General features: G+C 64.2%; 16 protein-coding genes. 2 read left to right on the plus strand and 14 right to left on the minus strand.

Features of this window, described 5'->3' with window-relative positions; genetic code table 11:
* Nucleotides 1-5 precede the first annotated feature (5 nt).
* Nucleotides 6-1,253: a D-amino acid dehydrogenase gene (locus tag BLQ09_RS05030; RefSeq protein WP_027606063.1), complete on the minus strand. Its 1,248-nt coding sequence runs from the start codon at nt 1,251-1,253 to the stop codon at nt 6-8.
* A 109-nt stretch (nt 1,254-1,362) separates the two neighbouring features.
* On the opposite strand from BLQ09_RS05030, the gene BLQ09_RS05035 reads away from it, so the two are divergent.
* Entirely contained in the window at nt 1,363-2,265 is a 903-nt protein-coding gene (locus BLQ09_RS05035; RefSeq protein ID WP_092355651.1) for a LysR family transcriptional regulator, read from the plus strand.
* On the opposite strand, the gene BLQ09_RS05040 is transcribed toward BLQ09_RS05035, so the two are convergent.
* Entirely contained in the window at nt 2,260-2,877 is a 618-nt protein-coding gene (locus tag BLQ09_RS05040) for a PAQR family membrane homeostasis protein TrhA (RefSeq protein WP_027606065.1), read from the minus strand. The genes BLQ09_RS05035 and BLQ09_RS05040 overlap by 6 nt on opposite strands.
* A gap of 144 nt (nt 2,878-3,021) precedes the next feature.
* On the opposite strand from BLQ09_RS05040, the gene BLQ09_RS05045 reads away from it, so the two are divergent.
* Nucleotides 3,022-3,942: a LysR family transcriptional regulator gene (locus BLQ09_RS05045; protein ID WP_065923829.1), complete on the plus strand. Its 921-nt coding sequence runs from the start codon at nt 3,022-3,024 to the stop codon at nt 3,940-3,942.
* A gap of 19 nt (nt 3,943-3,961) precedes the next feature.
* Here the strand turns inward: BLQ09_RS05045 and madM are convergent, their stop codons facing one another.
* The 12 genes from madM to BLQ09_RS05105 all read right to left on the minus strand — a co-directional run bounded on the left by madM (nt 3,962) and on the right by BLQ09_RS05105 (nt 18,358).
* Nucleotides 3,962-4,726 carry a malonate transporter subunit MadM gene (gene madM, locus BLQ09_RS05050; protein WP_027606067.1) on the minus strand — a complete coding sequence of 255 codons (765 nt, stop codon included), beginning with the start codon at nt 4,724-4,726 and terminating at the stop codon, nt 3,962-3,964.
* A 1-nt stretch (nt 4,727) separates the two neighbouring features.
* A complete protein-coding gene (madL, locus tag BLQ09_RS05055; RefSeq protein ID WP_027606068.1) occupies nt 4,728-5,132 on the minus strand; it encodes a malonate transporter subunit MadL in 405 nt (134 codons plus the stop codon).
* Between the two features lie 67 nt (nt 5,133-5,199).
* On the minus strand, nt 5,200-6,099 hold the full coding sequence (mdcH, locus tag BLQ09_RS05060) for a malonate decarboxylase subunit epsilon (protein WP_092355654.1): 900 nt from the start codon (nt 6,097-6,099) through the stop codon (nt 5,200-5,202).
* The gene (locus tag BLQ09_RS05065) at nt 6,096-6,692 is read right to left on the minus strand and encodes a malonate decarboxylase holo-ACP synthase (RefSeq protein WP_092355657.1); all 597 of its coding nucleotides are present in this window, start codon (nt 6,690-6,692) and stop codon (nt 6,096-6,098) included. The genes mdcH and BLQ09_RS05065 overlap by 4 nt, the downstream gene beginning before the upstream one ends.
* Complete coding sequence (gene mdcE / locus BLQ09_RS05070) at nt 6,686-7,456, minus strand: biotin-independent malonate decarboxylase subunit gamma (protein WP_027606071.1); 771 nt, start codon at nt 7,454-7,456, stop codon at nt 6,686-6,688. Before mdcE ends, BLQ09_RS05065 begins: the two co-directional genes overlap by 7 nt.
* On the minus strand, nt 7,453-8,295 hold the full coding sequence (locus tag BLQ09_RS05075; RefSeq protein ID WP_027606072.1) for a biotin-independent malonate decarboxylase subunit beta: 843 nt from the start codon (nt 8,293-8,295) through the stop codon (nt 7,453-7,455). The genes mdcE and BLQ09_RS05075 overlap by 4 nt, the downstream gene beginning before the upstream one ends.
* A complete protein-coding gene (locus tag BLQ09_RS05080; protein ID WP_027606073.1) occupies nt 8,288-8,587 on the minus strand; it encodes a malonate decarboxylase subunit delta in 300 nt (99 codons plus the stop codon). Before BLQ09_RS05080 ends, BLQ09_RS05075 begins: the two co-directional genes overlap by 8 nt.
* Nucleotides 8,587-9,420: a triphosphoribosyl-dephospho-CoA synthase gene (locus BLQ09_RS05085; protein WP_092355660.1), complete on the minus strand. Its 834-nt coding sequence runs from the start codon at nt 9,418-9,420 to the stop codon at nt 8,587-8,589. Before BLQ09_RS05085 ends, BLQ09_RS05080 begins: the two co-directional genes overlap by 1 nt.
* Nucleotides 9,421-11,091, minus strand: coding sequence for a malonate decarboxylase subunit alpha (gene mdcA / locus BLQ09_RS05090; protein WP_065938129.1), 1,671 nt, complete (start codon nt 11,089-11,091; stop codon nt 9,421-9,423).
* Nucleotides 11,092-11,366: 275 nt separating this feature from the next.
* A complete protein-coding gene (locus tag BLQ09_RS05095; protein WP_092355663.1) occupies nt 11,367-11,621 on the minus strand; it encodes a DUF6124 family protein in 255 nt (84 codons plus the stop codon).
* 466 nt (nt 11,622-12,087) lie between these two features.
* Entirely contained in the window at nt 12,088-12,543 is a 456-nt protein-coding gene (locus tag BLQ09_RS05100; protein WP_092355666.1) for a chemotaxis protein CheW, read from the minus strand.
* Nucleotides 12,536-18,358, minus strand: coding sequence for an Hpt domain-containing protein (locus BLQ09_RS05105; protein WP_092355670.1), 5,823 nt, complete (start codon nt 18,356-18,358; stop codon nt 12,536-12,538). Before BLQ09_RS05105 ends, BLQ09_RS05100 begins: the two co-directional genes overlap by 8 nt.
* Nucleotides 18,359-18,449 lie beyond the last annotated feature (91 nt).

Here is an 18,449-nt window from a genome sequence, read left to right on the forward strand (position 1 = left end):
AATCCTCACGCGGCGCGGGGCGCCAGGCCCTGCATATCTATGGAAGGTAGGTGGTGGCCGATCAGCTCGGCCAGCAATTGGCCGCTGCCGCACGCCAGGGTAAAGCCGAGGGCGCCGTGGCCCAGGTTCAGCCACAGGTTGCGATACACGCTGGGGCCAATCAGCGGCACACCGGTCGGGGTGGCGGGACGCATACCGGCCCATTCCACAGCATTGGCATAGTCGCCAGCCGTAGGAAATGTCTCGACCGCCTGGCGTTTCATCAGCGCCAGGCGCTTGGGCTCAAGGCTGGCGTCAAAGCCGACGATATCCACCATGGCCGCCACCCGCAGCTGTTCGCCGATACGCGCGTAGACCATCTTGCGGTCGTAGTCGGTGATGCTCACATTCGGCGCCTGATGCTGTGCGCCAATCGGCACGCTGAGGCTATAGCCCTTGAGTGGATACAGTGGCAGTGACACGCCGGGCAATGCCAACTCGGCGCTGCGATGGCCGGCCGCCAGCACCAGGTGTTCCACCGGCATCACTTCGTCGCCCAGCTCGATGGCTTGCACCGCGCCGTCGGCATGGCGAATCCTGGTGACCTTGCGCCCCAGCAGAAAGGTGCAGCGCCCCGACGCTTCAAGGCGTGCCGCCAGTTGTTGGCAGAAGGCATGACAGTCCGCCACTTCTTCATTGGGCGTATAGATACCACCGACAAACTCACCCGCCACCTGCGCCAGCGCCGGCTCCAGCCGCGCACAATCCAGCGCCGACAGCACCTGTTGTTGCAGGATGTCGGTGACCTTGCTGCGCGCACGCTCAAAGGTATCGGCATTGCGAAAGGTCACCAGCTTGCCGTTACGCCGCCAATTGAACGTGTCCAGGCGATCGTCGACGCGCCATTGCTGCAAGGTGTTTTGGCTCAGGCTCGCCAGGCGCAGCAAGTGCGCGGCGTTGCGCTTGTTCACCGAGCCACGGCAGGCGCCGATGAACGCGGCCATCCAGCGCCATTGTCGGGGATCCAGGCGTGGGCGCAGCTTCAGTGGCGAGTCACCGCGCAGCAACCAGCCAATCGCCTGTAGCGGCACTCCCGCATCCGCCAGCGGTGCGACGTAGCGGTAGGACAATTGCCCGCCATTGGCGAAGCTGGTTTCGCTGCCCACGGTGTCACGCGCGTCGATCACCGTCACTTCATGACCTGCACGTACCAACGCGTAGGCACTCGCCAGGCCGATAACGCCTCCACCAATGATGCAAACCTGCCTGGCCATTCAACACCCCCAGCCCTTGATCCAAGAAAGCCCCAGGGTAGGTGCAGGTGACAGGCCGCCGACAATGAATAAAGATGGGGCACCTATAAACAAAGGTTATGGACCTGCCATGCGCTTGCGTCATATCGAAATCTTCCAGGCCATCCGCCAGACCGGCTCCATCAGCGCCGCCGCGCAGTTGCTGCATGTCTCCCAACCAGCGGTGACCAAGGTGTTGCAACATGCCGAGTTACAATTGGGTTTCCCGCTGTTTTTGCGGGTACGCGGCAAATTGCAGCCCACGCCCGAAGCCCTGGCGCTGGAAAGTGAAGTCGAAAAAGTCACCGCGAGCCTGCAAGGCGTGCGGCGCCTGGCCAAGAGCCTGCGCCGCGCCCCGGGGCAAAGTGTACGGATTGGTGCAATCCCGGCATTGGCACTGTCGTTGCTGCCCCCGGCGATCCTGGAATGGAAGCGCGACTACCCGGACATCGCCTGCGAACTGTCCAGCGACCATAGCCGCGAGCTGGTGCAAAAACTGTTGATGCGCGAGATCGACCTGGCACTGACCCTCAGCTTCTCCGGCCATCCCGGGTTGACCACACAAGTGTTGGCCAACGGTGTGTTGGTGGCCCTGGCGTCGAAAAACTACTGGCCGGACGCTGAGCTGCATCAAGCCCTGCCCCTGGCAGACCTGGCGGGGGCACCGTTGATTGGCCTGTCCAGCGCCGACCCACTGGCGGCGAGGCTCGACAACTACCTGGAGAGCGTCGACCCGCCGCCTCGGGTGACGATATCGGTGCAAACCTATTCCCTGGCACGGGCGATGGTGGAGTCCGGCGCCGGATTGACGGTCATCGACCCCTTTACCGCCCTCGGCGCATCGACGGCGACCACCTGCATCCGCACGCTTACACCGCCGCTGCCGATCACCCTCTACGCCCTGACCCGTGCCGATGAACCGCCGCCGCATATGCTGGCCAATCTGCTACAGATCCTCGGCAACCGGGCTCGGGAGCTGCTGGAGCGCCTATAACACGTAGTGCATGATCGCCACGAAATGCAGCAGGCTGCCGCCGATCACAAACAAATGCCAGATCCCATGGGAATGCCGCAGGCGATCCTCCAGGGCAAAGAAGATGATGCCGACGGTGTACAGCACGCCGCCCGCCGCCAGCCAGATAAACCCGGCGGTGCCCAGCGCGGCGATCAGTGGCTTGACCGCCACCAGCACGATCCAGCCCATCACCGCGTAGATCACGATGGACAGGATGCGCGCCTCGGAGCGCGGCTTGATCTCCTGCAGGATGCCGATCACCGCCAGCCCCCACACGATGCCGAACAGCGTCCAGCCCCAAGGGCCTCTCAACGTCACCAGGCAAAACGGCGTGTAGCTGCCGGCGATCAGCAGGTAGATCGAAAAGTGATCGACCTTCTGCATGATCTCTTTTCGCCGCCCCTGTACGCTGTGGTACACGGTCGACGCGCTGTACAGCACCATCAGCGTAAAGCCATAAATCGCCACGCTGACGATCTTCCAGGGGCTGCCATCCAGGCTCGCCACCACCAACATCCACACGGCGCCAATACACGCCGCGACTGCACCGAGCAAATGGCTCCAGGCGTTGAATCGTTCCCCGTGATACATCTGTCACTGACCTCCTGTAGCCGCTGGAACTGGCTGGCAAGCGTCCAGCCTTGCGCATAAGAGTGCAAGCGACTTGTGACGTTCCGAGGACGCCGCCGGGTTTTGCGGGCACAATCGGACGCATTCGAACAAGAGCCCACGGCCATGCTGATCGACGAAGAATTCACCCTCAAGAAGCTGGAAATCTTCCTGGCATTCATGCGCACCGGCAACCTGGCCCGCGCCGCCGCCGAGCTGCAAACCAGCAATGTCAGCGTCCACCGCGCCATCCACTCACTGGAAAATGCCTTGCGCTGCCCGCTGTTCAAACACGAGGGCCGCAACCTCACGCCGCTGGAAAGCGCCTACGTGCTGGAAGAACGCGCACAGAAACTGATCGCCGATGTCGTCGACAGCGTACGCCTGACCCGCGAAGCCGCCGGTTTCTCCGCCGAACGCTTCAAGCTCGGCTCGTTGTATTCACTGACCGTCAAGACCGTGCCGCAATTGATCATGGGCCTGAAGATCAGGCGCAGCGAACTCAATATCGACCTGATCCTCGGCTCCAATTTCGACCTGCTGTACAAGCTCAAGAACATGGAAGTCGACGCAATCCTCATCTCCCTCGACGAACACGCCAACGACCCCGACTGCGAACAGATCGAGCTGTTCTGCGACGACATCTTCCTCGCCACCCCGGCCGACTCGCCCTTCGACCGCGCCCAGGAAATCGACCTGGCCGACGTGCGCGACGCCACCTTCATCACCCTCACCCAAGGCTTCGCCACTCATCAGGATGGCAACCGGGTGTTCAAGCAGGCGGGGTTCGAGCCGAAGGTGGCGATGCAGGTCAATGACATCTTCACACTGCTGAGCATGGTCAGTTCAGGGGTGGGTTATGCGTTGCTGCCGGGAAGGATCGCGGCGGTGTACGAGAACCGCGTGAAGCTGATACCGCTGCAACCCAGGTATCGGTTGCAGCAGCATATCGGCGTGGTGTTCCTGAAGGCCAAGGAGCGTGATCCGAATTTACTGGCGTTGTTGGCGGAGTGTCGGATGTATGCCAATCGGCAGGGAACAGCCTGACACTCCGCAATCCCCAAGGTCAGCCCACCAACCCACGCACAATGAAGTACAGCAACGAAGGCCCCAGCAAACACCCAAGCCCGGTATGGAACGTCGCCGTCAACGCGCCATACGGCACCAAGCGCCGATCCGTCGCCGCCAGCCCTGCCGTCACACCGCTCACGGTGCCGGCCAGGCCACCGAACACCATCGCCGAACGCGGGTTGTCCAAGCCCATCCAACGCGCCGCCACCGGGGTACCGACCATCACCAGGATCGCCTTGATCAACCCGGTCGCAATGGACAGCGCCATCACATCCGAAGTCGCGCCAATCGCCGCACCGGTCACCGGGCCGACGATGTAGGTCACGGCACCCGCGCCGATGGTGGTCATGCTGATAGCGTCGCGATAGCCAAACACCCAGGCCATGCTGGCGCCGACGATAAACGGCAGGATCGTGCCCAGCAGCAGCGCAATCACGCCGATCATCCCGGCCTTGCGCGCTTCGGTGGCCTGTACCTCGAACGCCGTGGCAACAATGGCGAAGTCGCGCAGCATCGCGCCGCCCATCAGGCCGATGCCGGAGAACAGCGCCAGGTCAGCCAGGCCTTTTTGCCCGCCGGTAAGGGTGCCGCCGACCCAGGCCAGGACTAGGCCGATGACGATGGCAATCGCCGAGCCGTGGATGCGCCCGAACGTCAGGCGCTTGGACAGCACCACGGAAATCCACATCACCACGCCAACAAACGCAAACGCAGTGATCAGGCCGTTATGTTCCAGGCCTTTTTCGATGAGATCCCACATATCAGCGACCTCCCGCAGGCACGATCAGCGGCTCTTCGGCGGGCAGAGGCTCGCCCTTGTGGGTACGGCTGATCAACGCAATGGTGCAACCGCAGACCACTACCGAACCAATCGCCGCCAGTACCGCGACCGGGCCGCCGTGCAAGGCGGTCACGACGTTTTGTTGCGCGGCCATCGCCACCACCACGGGGATATACATGGCGCCCCAAAAGCCCACGCCCATCTCGCATTCCTTGGTCATGCCGCCGCGTTTTTGCATCCACAGGCGGGCGCAGATCAGCAGGATCATGGCGATGCCCACCCCGCCCACGTTGGATTTGACGCCCAGCAACACGCCGAGCATGTCGCCCATGATCACACCTGCCAGCGTGCAGATCGCCAGCAATGCCACACCGTAAATAATCATTGTTGTTGTCCTCGAAGTGCTCGATCGAAATTGTTGTTTTTGTGCTTCGACAGCCTTGGGTGGTGCTTTATCGGTGGTGGCGCTCCTCCTCTTCCAGCAGGGCCTGCAAGGTATCCAGGCGTGCGCCTTCGCAGGCGATCACGGTGCCTTGTTCGAACACGCGGCGTGACAGGCCGGTGAGCACGGCGCCCGGGGGCAGTTCGATTTGCAGGCGCACACCGCGCTCGTAGGCGCCTTGTACGGTGCCGCGCCAGTCAACGACGCGGCACATGTTGAAGGCCAGGTCGTCGCGAAGGTGTTCGGGGTGGTGGATCGGCCGCGCGCGGGTGCTGCTCAGGTAGGTGATGCGCGGCGCCTTGAGCGGGACAAATACCTGGGCCAGGGCCTCGGCCGGCTGCGCCAGCAGCGCGCAATGGGACGGCACACTGACGGCCAGGCGTTTGGCGATGCCGTTGCCCTTGATGCGCGCGGCGACACGCTTCATGGCCTCGTCGCTGCCGGCGATCACGCTCTGGTTATCGGCGTTGATATTGGCCAGGTACACCGGGGTTTCAGGGCTGTGGATGTCGGCGAGGAGTGTTTCGACGGTGGATAACTCCACGCCGATGATCGCGGTCATGCCGTAGCCGTGTGGATAAGCGTTTTGCATCAGTTGGCCGCGCAGGCTGACCAGCTTTACCGCATCGGCAAAATCCAGGGCCCCGGCGATGACCGCAGCCGGGTAGGCGCCGATGGACAGGCCCGCCACGTAATCCGGGGTGCGCTCCAACAGGCGGGCGTGGGCGACGCCGGCGATCAACAGGCACAGTTGCACGGCGCGGGTACTGGCCAGGGCTTGCGCTGAATCGAGCCGGCGCACGTCTTCGCCCAGGGCATCGCTGGCTTCTTCCAGCACAGGTTCGGGCAGCGACTGGAGCATGCCGAGTCGCTGGGCACCCTGCCCCGGAAACACCAGGAGGCTGCTCATGCCACGGCCTGCCAGGGATCGTCGACCAGGCGCGCGCCGCTGATGGTTTTCAACAGCACGCGACGTGATCCGCCAGCCCATTCGCGCAAGGCCACGGCGCCAAACGGGGTTTGCAGTTGCAGGTCCACAGGGCACACCGCCGTGTCCAGGCTCGCCAACAGGTCCTCGGCATCGGCGCGTTCAAGGCGCTTGGGCGTGCGCAGGATCAAATCCAGATCACTCTGGGCATGCAGTGCTTCGATGCCGGTGGCCAATTCAAAGCCTGCGCTACCGCTGACGCCCCATGCCTCGTGCACCAGCACCGAACGCAATTGAGCAAGCGCTTGCAGTGCGGGTACGTCCCGTAGCGAAACCACGTCGCGCAGGGCTTCCGGTGCAACGCGCCGCTGCACCGCCGCCAGCGGCATCTCGGCGGCGAACCGCTGCTCACGCAAACGCCCGCGCACGCCGACCGCCACATGCCCCGGCGCGGCAATGGCGCGGCGCACCACCACCGGGTGGCCGGCGCCTAGCGCCTCCAGCACCCAGGCCGGTGCATCGACGGACGCATGCGCCGGGGTCATGCCCCAGAGCAAGTCGTGGGCGTTCACCATTGTTCCCGCAGCAGTTGGCGAACCTGGCTTGAGGCTGCGCGATTAGTCGCGCCGAGGCGTCCGCGCAGATCGGCGCTGCCGACGTCCTTGATCGCATTCACCAGGCAATCGCTGACCCGCGCTACATCGTCCGCCGTGGGCTGTTCAATCTGGCAGACCGACAAGGTCTCCCACAGCAAGCCGAGGCTGGCATAGCTGTCGATGTCATAGGCCATGGGCGGCACACTGGCGGCCAGGGCTTCCAGCTCTTCGACGCTGCGCAGGGTCACCCGCGCGGCCGAGGCCTTGCCCATGGCGTGCACCATCACGCCGGGATCGCGCAGGGCAATCAGGCGGTTGGCCTGGTAGCCATGGGCCAGGAACGCACCGGACATGGCCTTGCCCACCAGCAGCGCAATCACCGGGTGCCCGGCCAGGCGCGCGCGGGCATAACTGTCGGCGGCAGCGGCCAGGGCCTGATGGATGCCGAGGGCTTCTTCACGACGGCCGTAGGCCTGGCTGGGCACGTCGACGATGGCGATGATCGGGCGCTTGTCACCCCGGGCGATGGCTTCATCGACGGCCTTGGCCAACCCCCAGCCCTCCAACAAACCGACTTCGCCATTGCGTGCCCGAGGGAAGCGGTTTTGCGCGTCGGTCACTACGGCGACAAAGCGCACCTGTTGCTCACCCAATACACCGTCGGCCACCCTCAGCGACGCCGGCAAATCGTCTACAACTGGAGCGCCGGCGCTCAATGCGTTGAACCACTGCAAGCCTCTCATGAGCGTTCTCCCTGATACAGCTCGCGCACCGTCGCCGGGTCGATTTGCGCTACGGCGTCCAACTCGGCCAAGCGTGCGAGGTAATCATCAGCCTGGCGACTGCGCTGTTGTGCGGGCACACCCTGCTGCAGCAACGCGCTGACCGTCTGCTGGATCTGCGCCACATCATCGGCCACGTAACGGTCGGCCAGGCCACTGTTAAAACGCTGTTCGCCGCCCGTGAGGCTCCAGATAAAAGGACGGTCGCGGGAGTCGTACTCTTCCAGCCCGGCCTCCTGCTCGATCACCTGCGGACCGTTCAGCCCCAGGCGCGCTTCACGGGTGACGACGAGATAACTGCACAGCCCGGCCGCGATGGACATGCCGCCGAAACAGCCAACGCTGCCCGCCACTACGCCGATCACCGGCTGGTACTGGCGCAGGTCGACAATCGCCGCGTGTATATCGGCAATCGCTGCAAGGCCAAGGTTGGCTTCCTGCAAGCGCACGCCGCCGGTTTCCAGCAGCAGCACGGCGCGGGTCGGGATGCCCTTGCGGTTGTCTTCGGCCGCCAGTTCCAGGGCGCCGGCGATTTTCGCGCCGCCCACTTCACCGAGGCTGCCGCCCTGGAAGTTGCCTTCAATGGCCGCAATCACCACAGGCAAGTCGCCGAGGCTGCCCTTGGCGATCACCACGCCGTCATCGGCCTGGGGCACCACACCTTGGCGGCTGAGCCAAGGCGACATGACCCGCTGGAACGGGTCGATCAGTTCGCGAAAGGTGCCGGCATCCAACAAGGCCTTGGCCCGCTGCCGCGCCCCCAGTTCCACGAAGCTGTGTTTAGCCAGCAAGTCAGTCATGGTCGATCTCCTCGAAACCCTGCTCCAGGCGCAGGCGCACCACGCCGGGGGTGGCGCCGAAATCGTGGATATCAATGTTCAGGGCCGGGGGCGTCTGCTCCTGGAAGATGCGTTCAAACAGGTGCTGCCAGCGTTGTTCGGCGCCATTTACCGAGGTCTGGACCTGGATGGTCAGCGTGCCGGCCGTGCCCGGCTCCAGCAGCACTTCCAGGTCGCCCGAGCCGACGCAGCCCACCAGCGCACGGCCTTTTGGCGGCTGCCCGGCGGGGAATTCAAAGGATAAGGTTTCCATCACAACGCTCCGTCGAGGCGGTCGATAAACAGGCAGGCGGCCAACAGGTCGGCGGCGCCGCCGGGGGAGGCATTCAGGGCCAGCAGTTGGTGGTCCAGTTCATGCAATTGGCGGCGCCCGGCGAGGCTTGCGCTGCCGCCGGCGTCCAGCACGGCCTGGGCGCCGCGCTGCATGGCATGCAGGCCTTCCACGCCGGCGCGATAGAGCACGCAGGTGTCGGCCAGCTCGGTCATGATCGCGAGCAAGGCGTCCAGGCGCGCGTTCTGTTCACCAGCATTTTGCTGGCGGCTTTTGTGCAGTTGCGGCAGACCACGTTGGGTCACGGCGGGGAAGCCCAGTTGCGCTTCTTCACGGGCACCGCGTGCGCCATAACGCTGGGCGACCTGGGCGCCGTGGCTCGGGGTTTGCGGCGCGTAACGGTCGTTGAGCAGGGCCAGTCTGGCGGCGTTCAGCGTTATGGCACGCGGTTCCAGGGCAGCCGCTGCGGTCAGCAGGCCGAGGGCCCAGATCGCACCGCGATGGGTGTTCACGCCGTGGGTGGTGACGAGCATCGCCTGTTCGCCTTCGCGCCCGATACGGCCGAGCGCTTCGCGCAGCGGCAAGCCGACCTCGCCGAATTCAAGCGCCGCCTCGGCCATCGCCTTGAACATCGGCCACAGCGACAGCGCCGAAGCGTGCATCAGCCCCAGGTGCAGATCACTGTGGGCGCCGTTGCCGCGGCGATCCACCAAGGCGGGCTTGGGTGACAGGTCGGCTTCATCGATCAGCGCATCGACGGCCATATCCGCCAGGCGATCCGCGAGGCTGAGTTCGTGCAGTTTAAGGGCGTGCATTTACCAGCTCCTGAATTTGGCGGGCGGGTTGTACAGGCCACCGGACCACTCCACCAGGTCGGCCACGCTCTTGGCGGCCAACAACTCGCGGGTGGCGTCGGTGCGGCGGATGCCCAAGTCTTCGGGCAAGGCGATCAGGCCTTCGCGGCGCATGCGCGCGGTGTCCTTGGGGTTGTGGCGCATGCCGATGGCGGTCACCCCGGCGACGGCGGCGATCATCGCCTGGCGCTCTTCCAGGGACCGCGCCTTGTACAGGTAGGCGATGCCTTCTTCGGTGAGCAGGTGGGTGACGTCGTCACCGTAGATCATGATCGGCGCCAGGGGCATACCGCTTTTGCGCGCCACTTCCACGGCGTCGAGGGTGTCGACGAAGGTGGGCTTGCCCCCTTCCTGGAAGGTCTCGACCATCTGCACCACGAGCTTTTTGCCGCGTTCCAGCAGCGCTTCCGGCGCGTCGCCGTGGCGCATGTCCAGCCATGCCGGCGTGCCGTGACGACGACCGCGCGGGTCGTGGCCCATGTTCGGCGCCCCACCGAAACCGGCGAGGCGGCCACGGGTCACGGTGCTGGAATGACCGTCGCCGTCGACTTGCAGGGTCGCACCGATAAACAGGTCCACCGCGTATTGGCCGGCCAGCTGGCAGAACATTCGGTTGGAACGCATCGAACCGTCGCGGCCGGTGAAAAACACATCCGGGCGCGCGGCGATGTAGTTCTCCATGCCCAGTTCGGTGCCGAAGCAGTGCACGCTTTCCACCCAGCCGCTTTCGATGGCAGGGATCAGCGTGGGGTGCGGGTTGAGGGTCCAGTTACGGCAGATCTTGCCCTTCAGGCCCAGGGATTCACCGTAGGTGGGCAGGATCAATTCAATGGCGGCGGTGTTGAAGCCGATCCCATGGTTGAGGGACTGAACATTGTGTTTTTCGTAGATGCCGCGGATCGCCATCATCGCCATCAGCACATGCACCGGCTTGATATGGCGCGGGTCGCGGGTGAACAGCGGCTCGATGTAGAACGGCTTGTCGGCCACCACCACGAAATCCACCCAACTGGCAGGGATGTCGACGCGGGGCAAGTCGCTGACGTCATCCACCAACTGGTTGACCTGCACGATCACGATGCCATCGCTGAACGCGGCGGGTTCGATCAGCGCGGGAGTATCTTCGGTGCTGGCGCCGGTGTAGATATTGCCGGCACGGTCGGCCATGAAACCGGCGGACAGTACGACGTTGGGGATCAGGTCCACCACCAGCCGTGCATAGAGTTCGATGTAAGTGTGGATCGCACCGATTTCCAGCAGGCCGTCTTCGAGCAGTTGGCTGATGCGCAGGGATTGGGTGCCGGCGAAGGAAAAGTCCAGCTTGCGCGCGATGCCCTTTTCAAACAGGTCCAGGTGCTCGGACCGCCCGACGCTGGGCATGATCATGTGCAAATCGTGGAGCTTGGCCGGGTCGGCCTTGGCCAGGGAGCGCGAGAGGAAGTCGGCCTGCTTCTGGTTGTTGCCTTCCAGCACCACGCGGTCGCCGGGGAGGATCAGGGCCTCAAGCGCTTCGACAATCCTGTCACTGGGCAAAACCGCCCCGTCTGCATACTGCAAAACCCGCCCGAGCCGCCGCTGCTTCTCGTCACGCCGCCGCGTCCAGCGCGAGTCGGGGGTAGTTATTGTTGTCATGGTCGCTCCACGGGTTTGCTGTCGTGGGCTGTACCTTAGGAGTGATTCGGGGGGCCATCAATCAAGCTTAGCGGTGGATCGTTACGGTTGGAGTAATGGAGAATCAGCAAACACTGATCCGAGCCAAAAGATGATCTAAATGTGGGAGGGGCTTGCCCCCGATAGCGGAGGGTCAGCTAAGTGATGTATCAACTGACACTCAGCCATCGGGGGCAAGCCCCCTCCCACATTTGTTCAGTGATGCCTGTTAGATAGCGGTCCCAAACAGGGGCTGATCAGTCCCTGTTTGGGACCTTTTCCAGCGAAGGGCTGACCTGCTCCAGCGCCCGATCCACCAACAACTGCCCCAACTCGGCCATTTGCTGGATCCCGAGCATGATGGCGCGCTGGGAAGTGTCCAGGTCGAAGGCCAGGTTGCAGGTGAGTGCGTTGAGGGAGGACAGGGTTTCGCTGGCGTTGACCAGCAGCGTTTCGGTGGTTTGGTGGGGGTTTACGGCGAAGAGAGGCAGATTAGGGGTAGGTTTGATCATGATGAAACTCCTAAACAGTCAGTAAGGAGCGCCACCGTTCGCTTGCACGCGAATGAGGGTGGCGACCGTGCGCAGGTGTGCAAGACCGGGCCTGTTTAGGACACCCAGCAGGTCCGAAGACCTCCTGCGCGCAGCCGCCATAAAGCAGCGAGCACAAAAAACGCCCGTTGGTTGGCAGGGCGTTTGTACGCCTAAACAGTTTCGTCGGACTTGCACGTCCGTGTCACCGTTTTTTGCGATGACGGGACGAAGACTAGGCGCGCGGGCTGCACGCGACAAGTTCATGCACAGCCCAAAATCTTGCAGGAAAAATCCTAAGACCACCCGCAATCCGTCAAACACCGGCACTTTAATGTGGGAGGGGGCTTGCCCCCGATGGCAGTGGGTCAGCCACCAGATGCAGTGACTGACATACCGCCATCGGGGGCAAGCCCCCTCCCACAGGGGATCCTCACATGACTTAGATTCAGGCCAGTCCGGACTCGACCAATAAGGCTTCAAGCCCCATCAAATCCGGCACCTTAGCCACATGTTCCCCCACCTGCACCGCCGCCAGTTCCAGCGGGCACAGCGGCACGTCCACGTAGCTCAATTCGCTATCGAGCTTGTACGACCGTGGAATCCCCTGGATCACCAGCGCAATGAACTTCAACGTCGGTCGGTCGCCCAGTGCATTCAACACCACGATCCGCGAGCGTTCGCCGGTCACGCCGGCCTCGCCGCACGCCGCTTCAAAGCTGATCAACGGGATTTGTCGATCTCGCCACGTCACTTGCCGCAAATACCACGGCGGCGCATCGCTGGCCGGTTCGCCGCGCTGGAAGTCGATCAACTCGGCGATGGCGACGTTGGGCAGTATCAGGTGGCGGTCGGCCAGGGGCAGGAGCAGGCCGGTGAGTTGGCTGGTGCGGTGGTCAAGCACGGGATTTGCTCCAGTAGGCGATGCTTTCGAGCAGCACCGATTCCTGGTACGGCTTGCCCAGGTAGTCGTTGACGCCGATGGCCATGGCGCGGTCGCGGTGTTTCTGGCCGGTGCGGGAGGTGATCATGATGATCGGCAGGCGCATCAGCCGGGGGTCATTGCGCACCTGGATGGCCACTTCGAAGCCGTCCATGCGCGGCATTTCGATGTCGAGCAGCATCAGGTCGGGGGTATGTTCCTCGAGCACGGCAAGGGCGTCGATGCCGTCCTTGGCGGTGAGTACGTTCATGCCGTTGCGCTCCAACAGGCGGCTGGTGACTTTGCGCACGGTGACCGAGTCGTCCACCACCAGCACCAGCAGCGGGCGCTTTTTCAGCGGGTCGTTGAGGATCAACGGAGCATCCACCGCCTGGGCCGGCAAGGCCGGTTGCCGGGCGCGGATGTGCGCGAGCAGGTCGATGATCAACACCACGCGCCCATCCCCCAGGATGGTCGCGCCGGATAACCCCTGCACCCCGGAAAACTGCGGGCCCAGGCCCTTGACCACAATCTCCCGGGTGCCGGCCATGGCGTCCACATGCACCGCCACACGGCGCTCGTTGCACTGCACCAGCAACACCGGCACGGGTTGATACTGGCCCAGTAATTTCGGGCGACCGACGGTGTGCAGCAGGTCACCCAGGTAAAACAGCTCGTAGCGTTGGCCGGCATATTCATAACACGGCGGATCCTGCTGGTAGTGCCCCGCCAGCTCATGGGGCAGCACCCGCACCAGACCTTCGATGGTGTTGAGCGGGATCGCATATTGATCGTCCGCGCAGTGCACCATCAACGCCCGATTGACCGACACCGTAAACGGCAGGCGGATGCGAAAGTGCACGCCCTCCCCCGGTGTCGAGTCAATGAACATCGAGCCGCCGAGCTGGCGCACTTCTTCGTGCACCACGTCCATGCCCACGCCACGCCCGGAAATCTGCGTGATCTTTTCCGCCGTAGAGAACCCCGGCTGCAGAATGAACTGCAACACATCACGGTCGCTCATCTCTTGATGAGGGGCGAGCAAACCGCGCTTGATCGCCTTGCGCCGCACCGCGTCCAGAGGCACACCGGCACCGTCGTCGCGCATGTCGAAAACGATATCGCCGCCTTCGTGGGTCAGGTCCAGGGTGATGCGGCCCTTCTCCGGCTTGCCGGCCAACAGCCGCGCATCGCGGGGCTCCAGGCCATGGTCGACGGCGTTGCGCAGCATGTGTTCCAGCGGTGCCGCCATGCGCTCCAGCACATTGCGGTCCATTTCACCCTCGGCGTTGCCGACGATGAACTCCACGTCCTTGCCCAACTCGCCCGCCACCTGGCGCACGATGCGTTTGAGGCGCGGCAGCATGCGCTCGAAGGGCACCATGCGCGTGCGCATCAGGCCTTCCTGCAACTCGGTGTTGATGCGCGCCTGTTGCTGCAACAGGCCATGGGCGTCCTCGTTGCGGCGGTCGAGGGTGTCCTTGAGGTCGAGCAGGTCGGAGGCCGATTCCGACAGCGCCCGGGACAGCTGCTGCAACTGCGAATGACGGTCCATTTCCAGCGGATCGAATTCTTCATAGCCCAGGCGCTCGGCCTCGGCCTGTTGACGACTGAGGATTCGCCCCTGGGTTTCGGTGTCGAGGCGGCGCAGTTGGTCGCGCATGCGTTCGATAGTGGTTTCCACCTCATGCAGGGCAATGCGCGCGTCGTTGACTTGCTGCTCGATACGACCACGGAAGATCGAGGTCTCGCCGGCCAGGTTGACCAGGTCGTCCAGCAGGTCAGCGGAAATCTTCACCATGTCGGCGCCGGGATCAACCACCGCTTCGGCCTTGCCTGCGGGCAGCGCCACGGGCGTCACGGGCTCATCGCTGGGGTGCACCAGGCTCTTGATACGTTCGATAAGCTTGTCCACCGAACCCACCGGCAGCCCATCCGCCACGGCGTCGATCATCTGCGCCAGGCGGTCGTGGCAGCCCTGCAGCAACGCGAACAGTTCGGCGGACGGCGCGAGCAAACCGGCGGACAGCCCTTCGTAGAGAAATTCCAGCTCATGGGCCAGGTCACCGATCGGCCCGATCTCGACCATGCGCGCGCCGCCCTTGAGGGTGTGCAGGTCGCGCAGCAGGGTTTCGACTTCCTGGCGATTGTTCGGCTCGGCCTGCCAGCGCAGCAAGGCGCTGCCGGAGCTGTCGAGAATGTCGGCGGCTTCTTCGAGGAAGATGTCCAGCAACTCGGGGTCGGTGCCCGGCGTTTCCGCAGGTGGGGCGGCCTGTACAGCCGGCATGCCGCCCTGGCGTAGCGCGCGCAACCGGGCGACCAGTTCGGCGCTGTCGCTCAAGGGTTGATGGTGCTGCAGTTCCTCCAGTTGCAAGGCCAGTCGCTCATGGCTGGCCATCAGCACCTGCGACAACTCGCTGGAGTAGCTGTAGCGCCGATCCACCAGGCCTTCGTACAGGCATTCCAGTTCATGGGCCAGGTCGGCCACCGGTCCGATGTCGGCCATGCGCGCGCCGCCCTTGAGGGTATGCAGGTCGCGCTGCAGGGACGACAACGGCGCGGCACTGTCCGGCTCCAGCAGCCAGCGTTTCAGGGACTGCCCCGCACTGTCGAGAATATCCACGGCTTCTTCGAGGAAGATTTCCACGAGTTCATCGTCGATCCACGTTTCATCCTGCAGTTGCGCGGTGGCGGCGCCCAGCTCGGAGATGCTCAGGGCGCGGCTGCCGTCGCTTTTGATCAGGCCGGTGGCAGAAGGGTCCAGTGCATCGTCCAACAGTTCGCGCAGGGCGTGTACACGTGCCGGTGCCGGGATGATTTCCTGGCCGGCGGCCAATTGATCGAGCATGTTGATCAGCGCTTCATGGGCCTGCTCGGCCTCATGGAAAAATCGCTCGCTGACCGCCAGGCTGCTTTCTTCCACGGCGCCGTAGAGGTCGAGCAAGGCTTCGCAGAGTTCATCGATGGCCTGCAGGTCAGCGACATGGGCGCCCTCCCCCAGCGTGGTCAATTCATCCAGCAGCGCGGTGAGTTCCTGGCGTTCGCCGGGGTGCTGCTGCCAGCGGCGCAGCAGGTTTTCGGCGTCGAGCAGAATGTCCATGCCCTGGGCCAGGAAGTTGGCGATCAGTTGCGGGTCGCGCTTGATCCGCAACCCCGTGTTGGGGGCGTCGAGCAGCGCGGCCAGTTGATGGTCGAGCAGGGCCTGGGTCCGGCGGATCAAGTCATCCGCGCCCTTGATCGACACCAGGGGATCGCGGTCCAGTTGACGCAACCCACGCTGGAACAGGCCTTCGGCTTCCAGCAGCAACTCGACTTCGTCCAGGTCCAGCGGCAGGCGATGGGCCTTGTATTCGCGGGTCAGGTGATCCAGTGGGCGCACCAGCTCGGCGATCGGCAACACGCCGGCCATGTAGGCGCTGCCCTTGAGGGTGTGCAGGGCGCGTTGCAGTTCATCGCTGACTTGCAGCGGCACATGCTCGGCGGCCTGCTGCAGGAAGTGGTTGAGGCTGTCCAGATGGCTCTGGGCTTCGTTGCGGAAGATCTCCAGCAGCATCGGATCGTGGGGTTCGCCGACCGACGCTGGGGCGCCGTTGGCCCAGGCGTGGGCGCGGGCGGCCAGGGCGTCGACCTCATCGCGCTGGTGTTGCTCGCCCGTCGCGAAGTCGGCGATCAATGCCGGCAGCAGGGCCACGGCGTCATCCAGCACCTGTTGGATCTCGGGGCCGAGGGCCACGCTGCGCTCGAGCACACGGTTCAGCAGGTTTTCCACGGCCCAGGCCAATTCTGCCAGCACCAGGGCGCGCACCATGCGGCCGCTGCCTTTCAGGGTGTGGAAGGCGCGGCGCATTTCGCCCTGGGCGGTTTTGTCCGCGCTGTTGGGCAGGTGACGGTGCAGCACCTCAAGGACTTCCTCGGTTTCTTCGAGGAAGACGTCGCGCAGTTCATCGTCGATGGGCGCTTCATCGGCCGGCGGCGGCAGCAGGCTACCGGGGCGTTGCAAGGCCGGCGGATTGAGGCCCGAAGTGGGGTTGGCCAATGCGTCGAACTGGGACTGGCTGGGCGCAACCTCGCTCGACAGCGCGCCATCGGGTGCTGCCAGCGCCTGGCGCCAGGGTTTTTCGGCGGGCAGGTAACCCAGCGCAGCCAGGCTTTGGGTGGCCAGTTCCAACACCCGCTCACCGGCGGCGTCCGGGTCCTGGAGCATGCGTTCGAGGTAATACTCCAGGCTGCTGATCACGTCAGCGAAATGCCCCAGTTGCAGCTCCGACGGCGGGCTGTCGTTGACCATCAACTGTTCGTCGACGTAATCGGTGCAACCGCGCATCAGGCTGGCCGCGCGGGGCAAGGGGATCATCGCCAGCGCGCCGCGCACCTGGCTCAGCAGTTCCGGCAGGGATTCCAGGCGCTGGCGGTCCCAATCGGCTTCGATACAGTCGATCACCAGCTCCTTGGCTTGCTGCAGGCACTGGCAGGATTCGCGGATGACCAACTGGTGGATCTGGGTCAGGTCGGTGGTGGGCAGGCGGCTTTCTTCGTGGCCTTCCGGCTCGACGGTGCCGACCATTCCCGCCAGCGTGGCTTCCACATAGAGCAGCGCGCCGGCGACGTCCATCAACACCGCATCGTTGGGCTCGCGATGCCCCTGGGCCAGGCTCAATACCACGGCCAGCTGGTCGATGATGACTTTGCGCGGCTGGCCAAACCCCAGCACCGCGAGGGTATCGGCAATCTGTCGCAGGGGCGCCAGCAGCGCGTCGAGGTCGCTCGTGTGCTGGCGGTCGCTGCGCACGAACAGGTCGAGGCGCTCTTTGACCCGCACCAACTCTTCACACAACGCACCGAGCACCGAGCCCATGGCGTTGCGATCCGGCCCGGCAAGGCGCGCGCGTTCGGCGTCCACCACTGCGCTGTCGGGCAAGGCCTCATCCAGGCTGTAGCGCTCTTTCAGACTCTGCATGCGTGGGGTCGGCCGGGTGACTTTGGCGACGTAAAACAACAGGCTCTTGAGCAGTTCATCCGGTGCGGGCTGGTTGATCCCGCCGATGCCCTGCGCCAGCAGGCGCTTGAGCTGCTTGTCGCTGGCCTTGAGCAGGCTGCGCAGCGCCGGGCTGTTGGCGACCACGCCGGTGAGCATGCCCTCGACCAGCGCCGACGCCACTTGCCACAGCGGCAACAGCGGCGCGCCCTGGCACAGCGCCTCAAGGCGCGCGAACACCCGCGCCATGTCTTCCAGGTTGCTCGGCCCGTGGTCTTCACGCAGCAGCCCGGCGAGGGCTTGCTGCAACAGTTGATGCCACTGGCGCAGTTGCGCCTGGAGGTCGGCCGGCGCGCGTTGGGCCAGGGCGTCCTCGGCAAGCGGCGCAATCGACAGCAGTTGCGGGCTGAACAAGCTGGTTTCCGACAGCAGGCTTTCGCCGTGGGCACTGCGCAGGTCGTTGAGCAGCGGCAGCACCACCAGCGGTAAATCACGGCGAGCGCTGTGCACCCGGTCAAGGTACAACGGAAGTTGGCCCAAGGCCTGTTGCAGCAGGCGGATACTTTCCTCGCGCTGGCCGACATGCCCGGCCTGGAGCGCAAGGGCCAGTTCCTCGATCTCTTCGGCCAGCAGCGCCGCGCCGTAGAACTCGACCATTTGCAGCGCACCATGCACCTGGTGGATAGCGTCCAGGCACTGGCTGATCACGCCATCGTCGTGGGTCTCGACAAATGCATCCAGCGCCGAACGGGCCTGCTTCAGGGTTTCGGCAATGTCGCCCTTGACCCATTCAAGGGCCACGTAGTCGTGCCGATCAACCATAACTGCTCCGCTTAGAATTCGTGGGTTGCCTGGATCTCAAAGCCAATAGAGATCTAGTGTGGGAGGGGGCAAGCCCCTCCCACATTTGGAT

Source organism: Pseudomonas sp. NFACC25, from assembly GCF_900100935.1.
Taxonomy (GTDB): Bacteria; Pseudomonadota; Gammaproteobacteria; order Pseudomonadales; family Pseudomonadaceae; genus Aquipseudomonas; species Aquipseudomonas marginalis.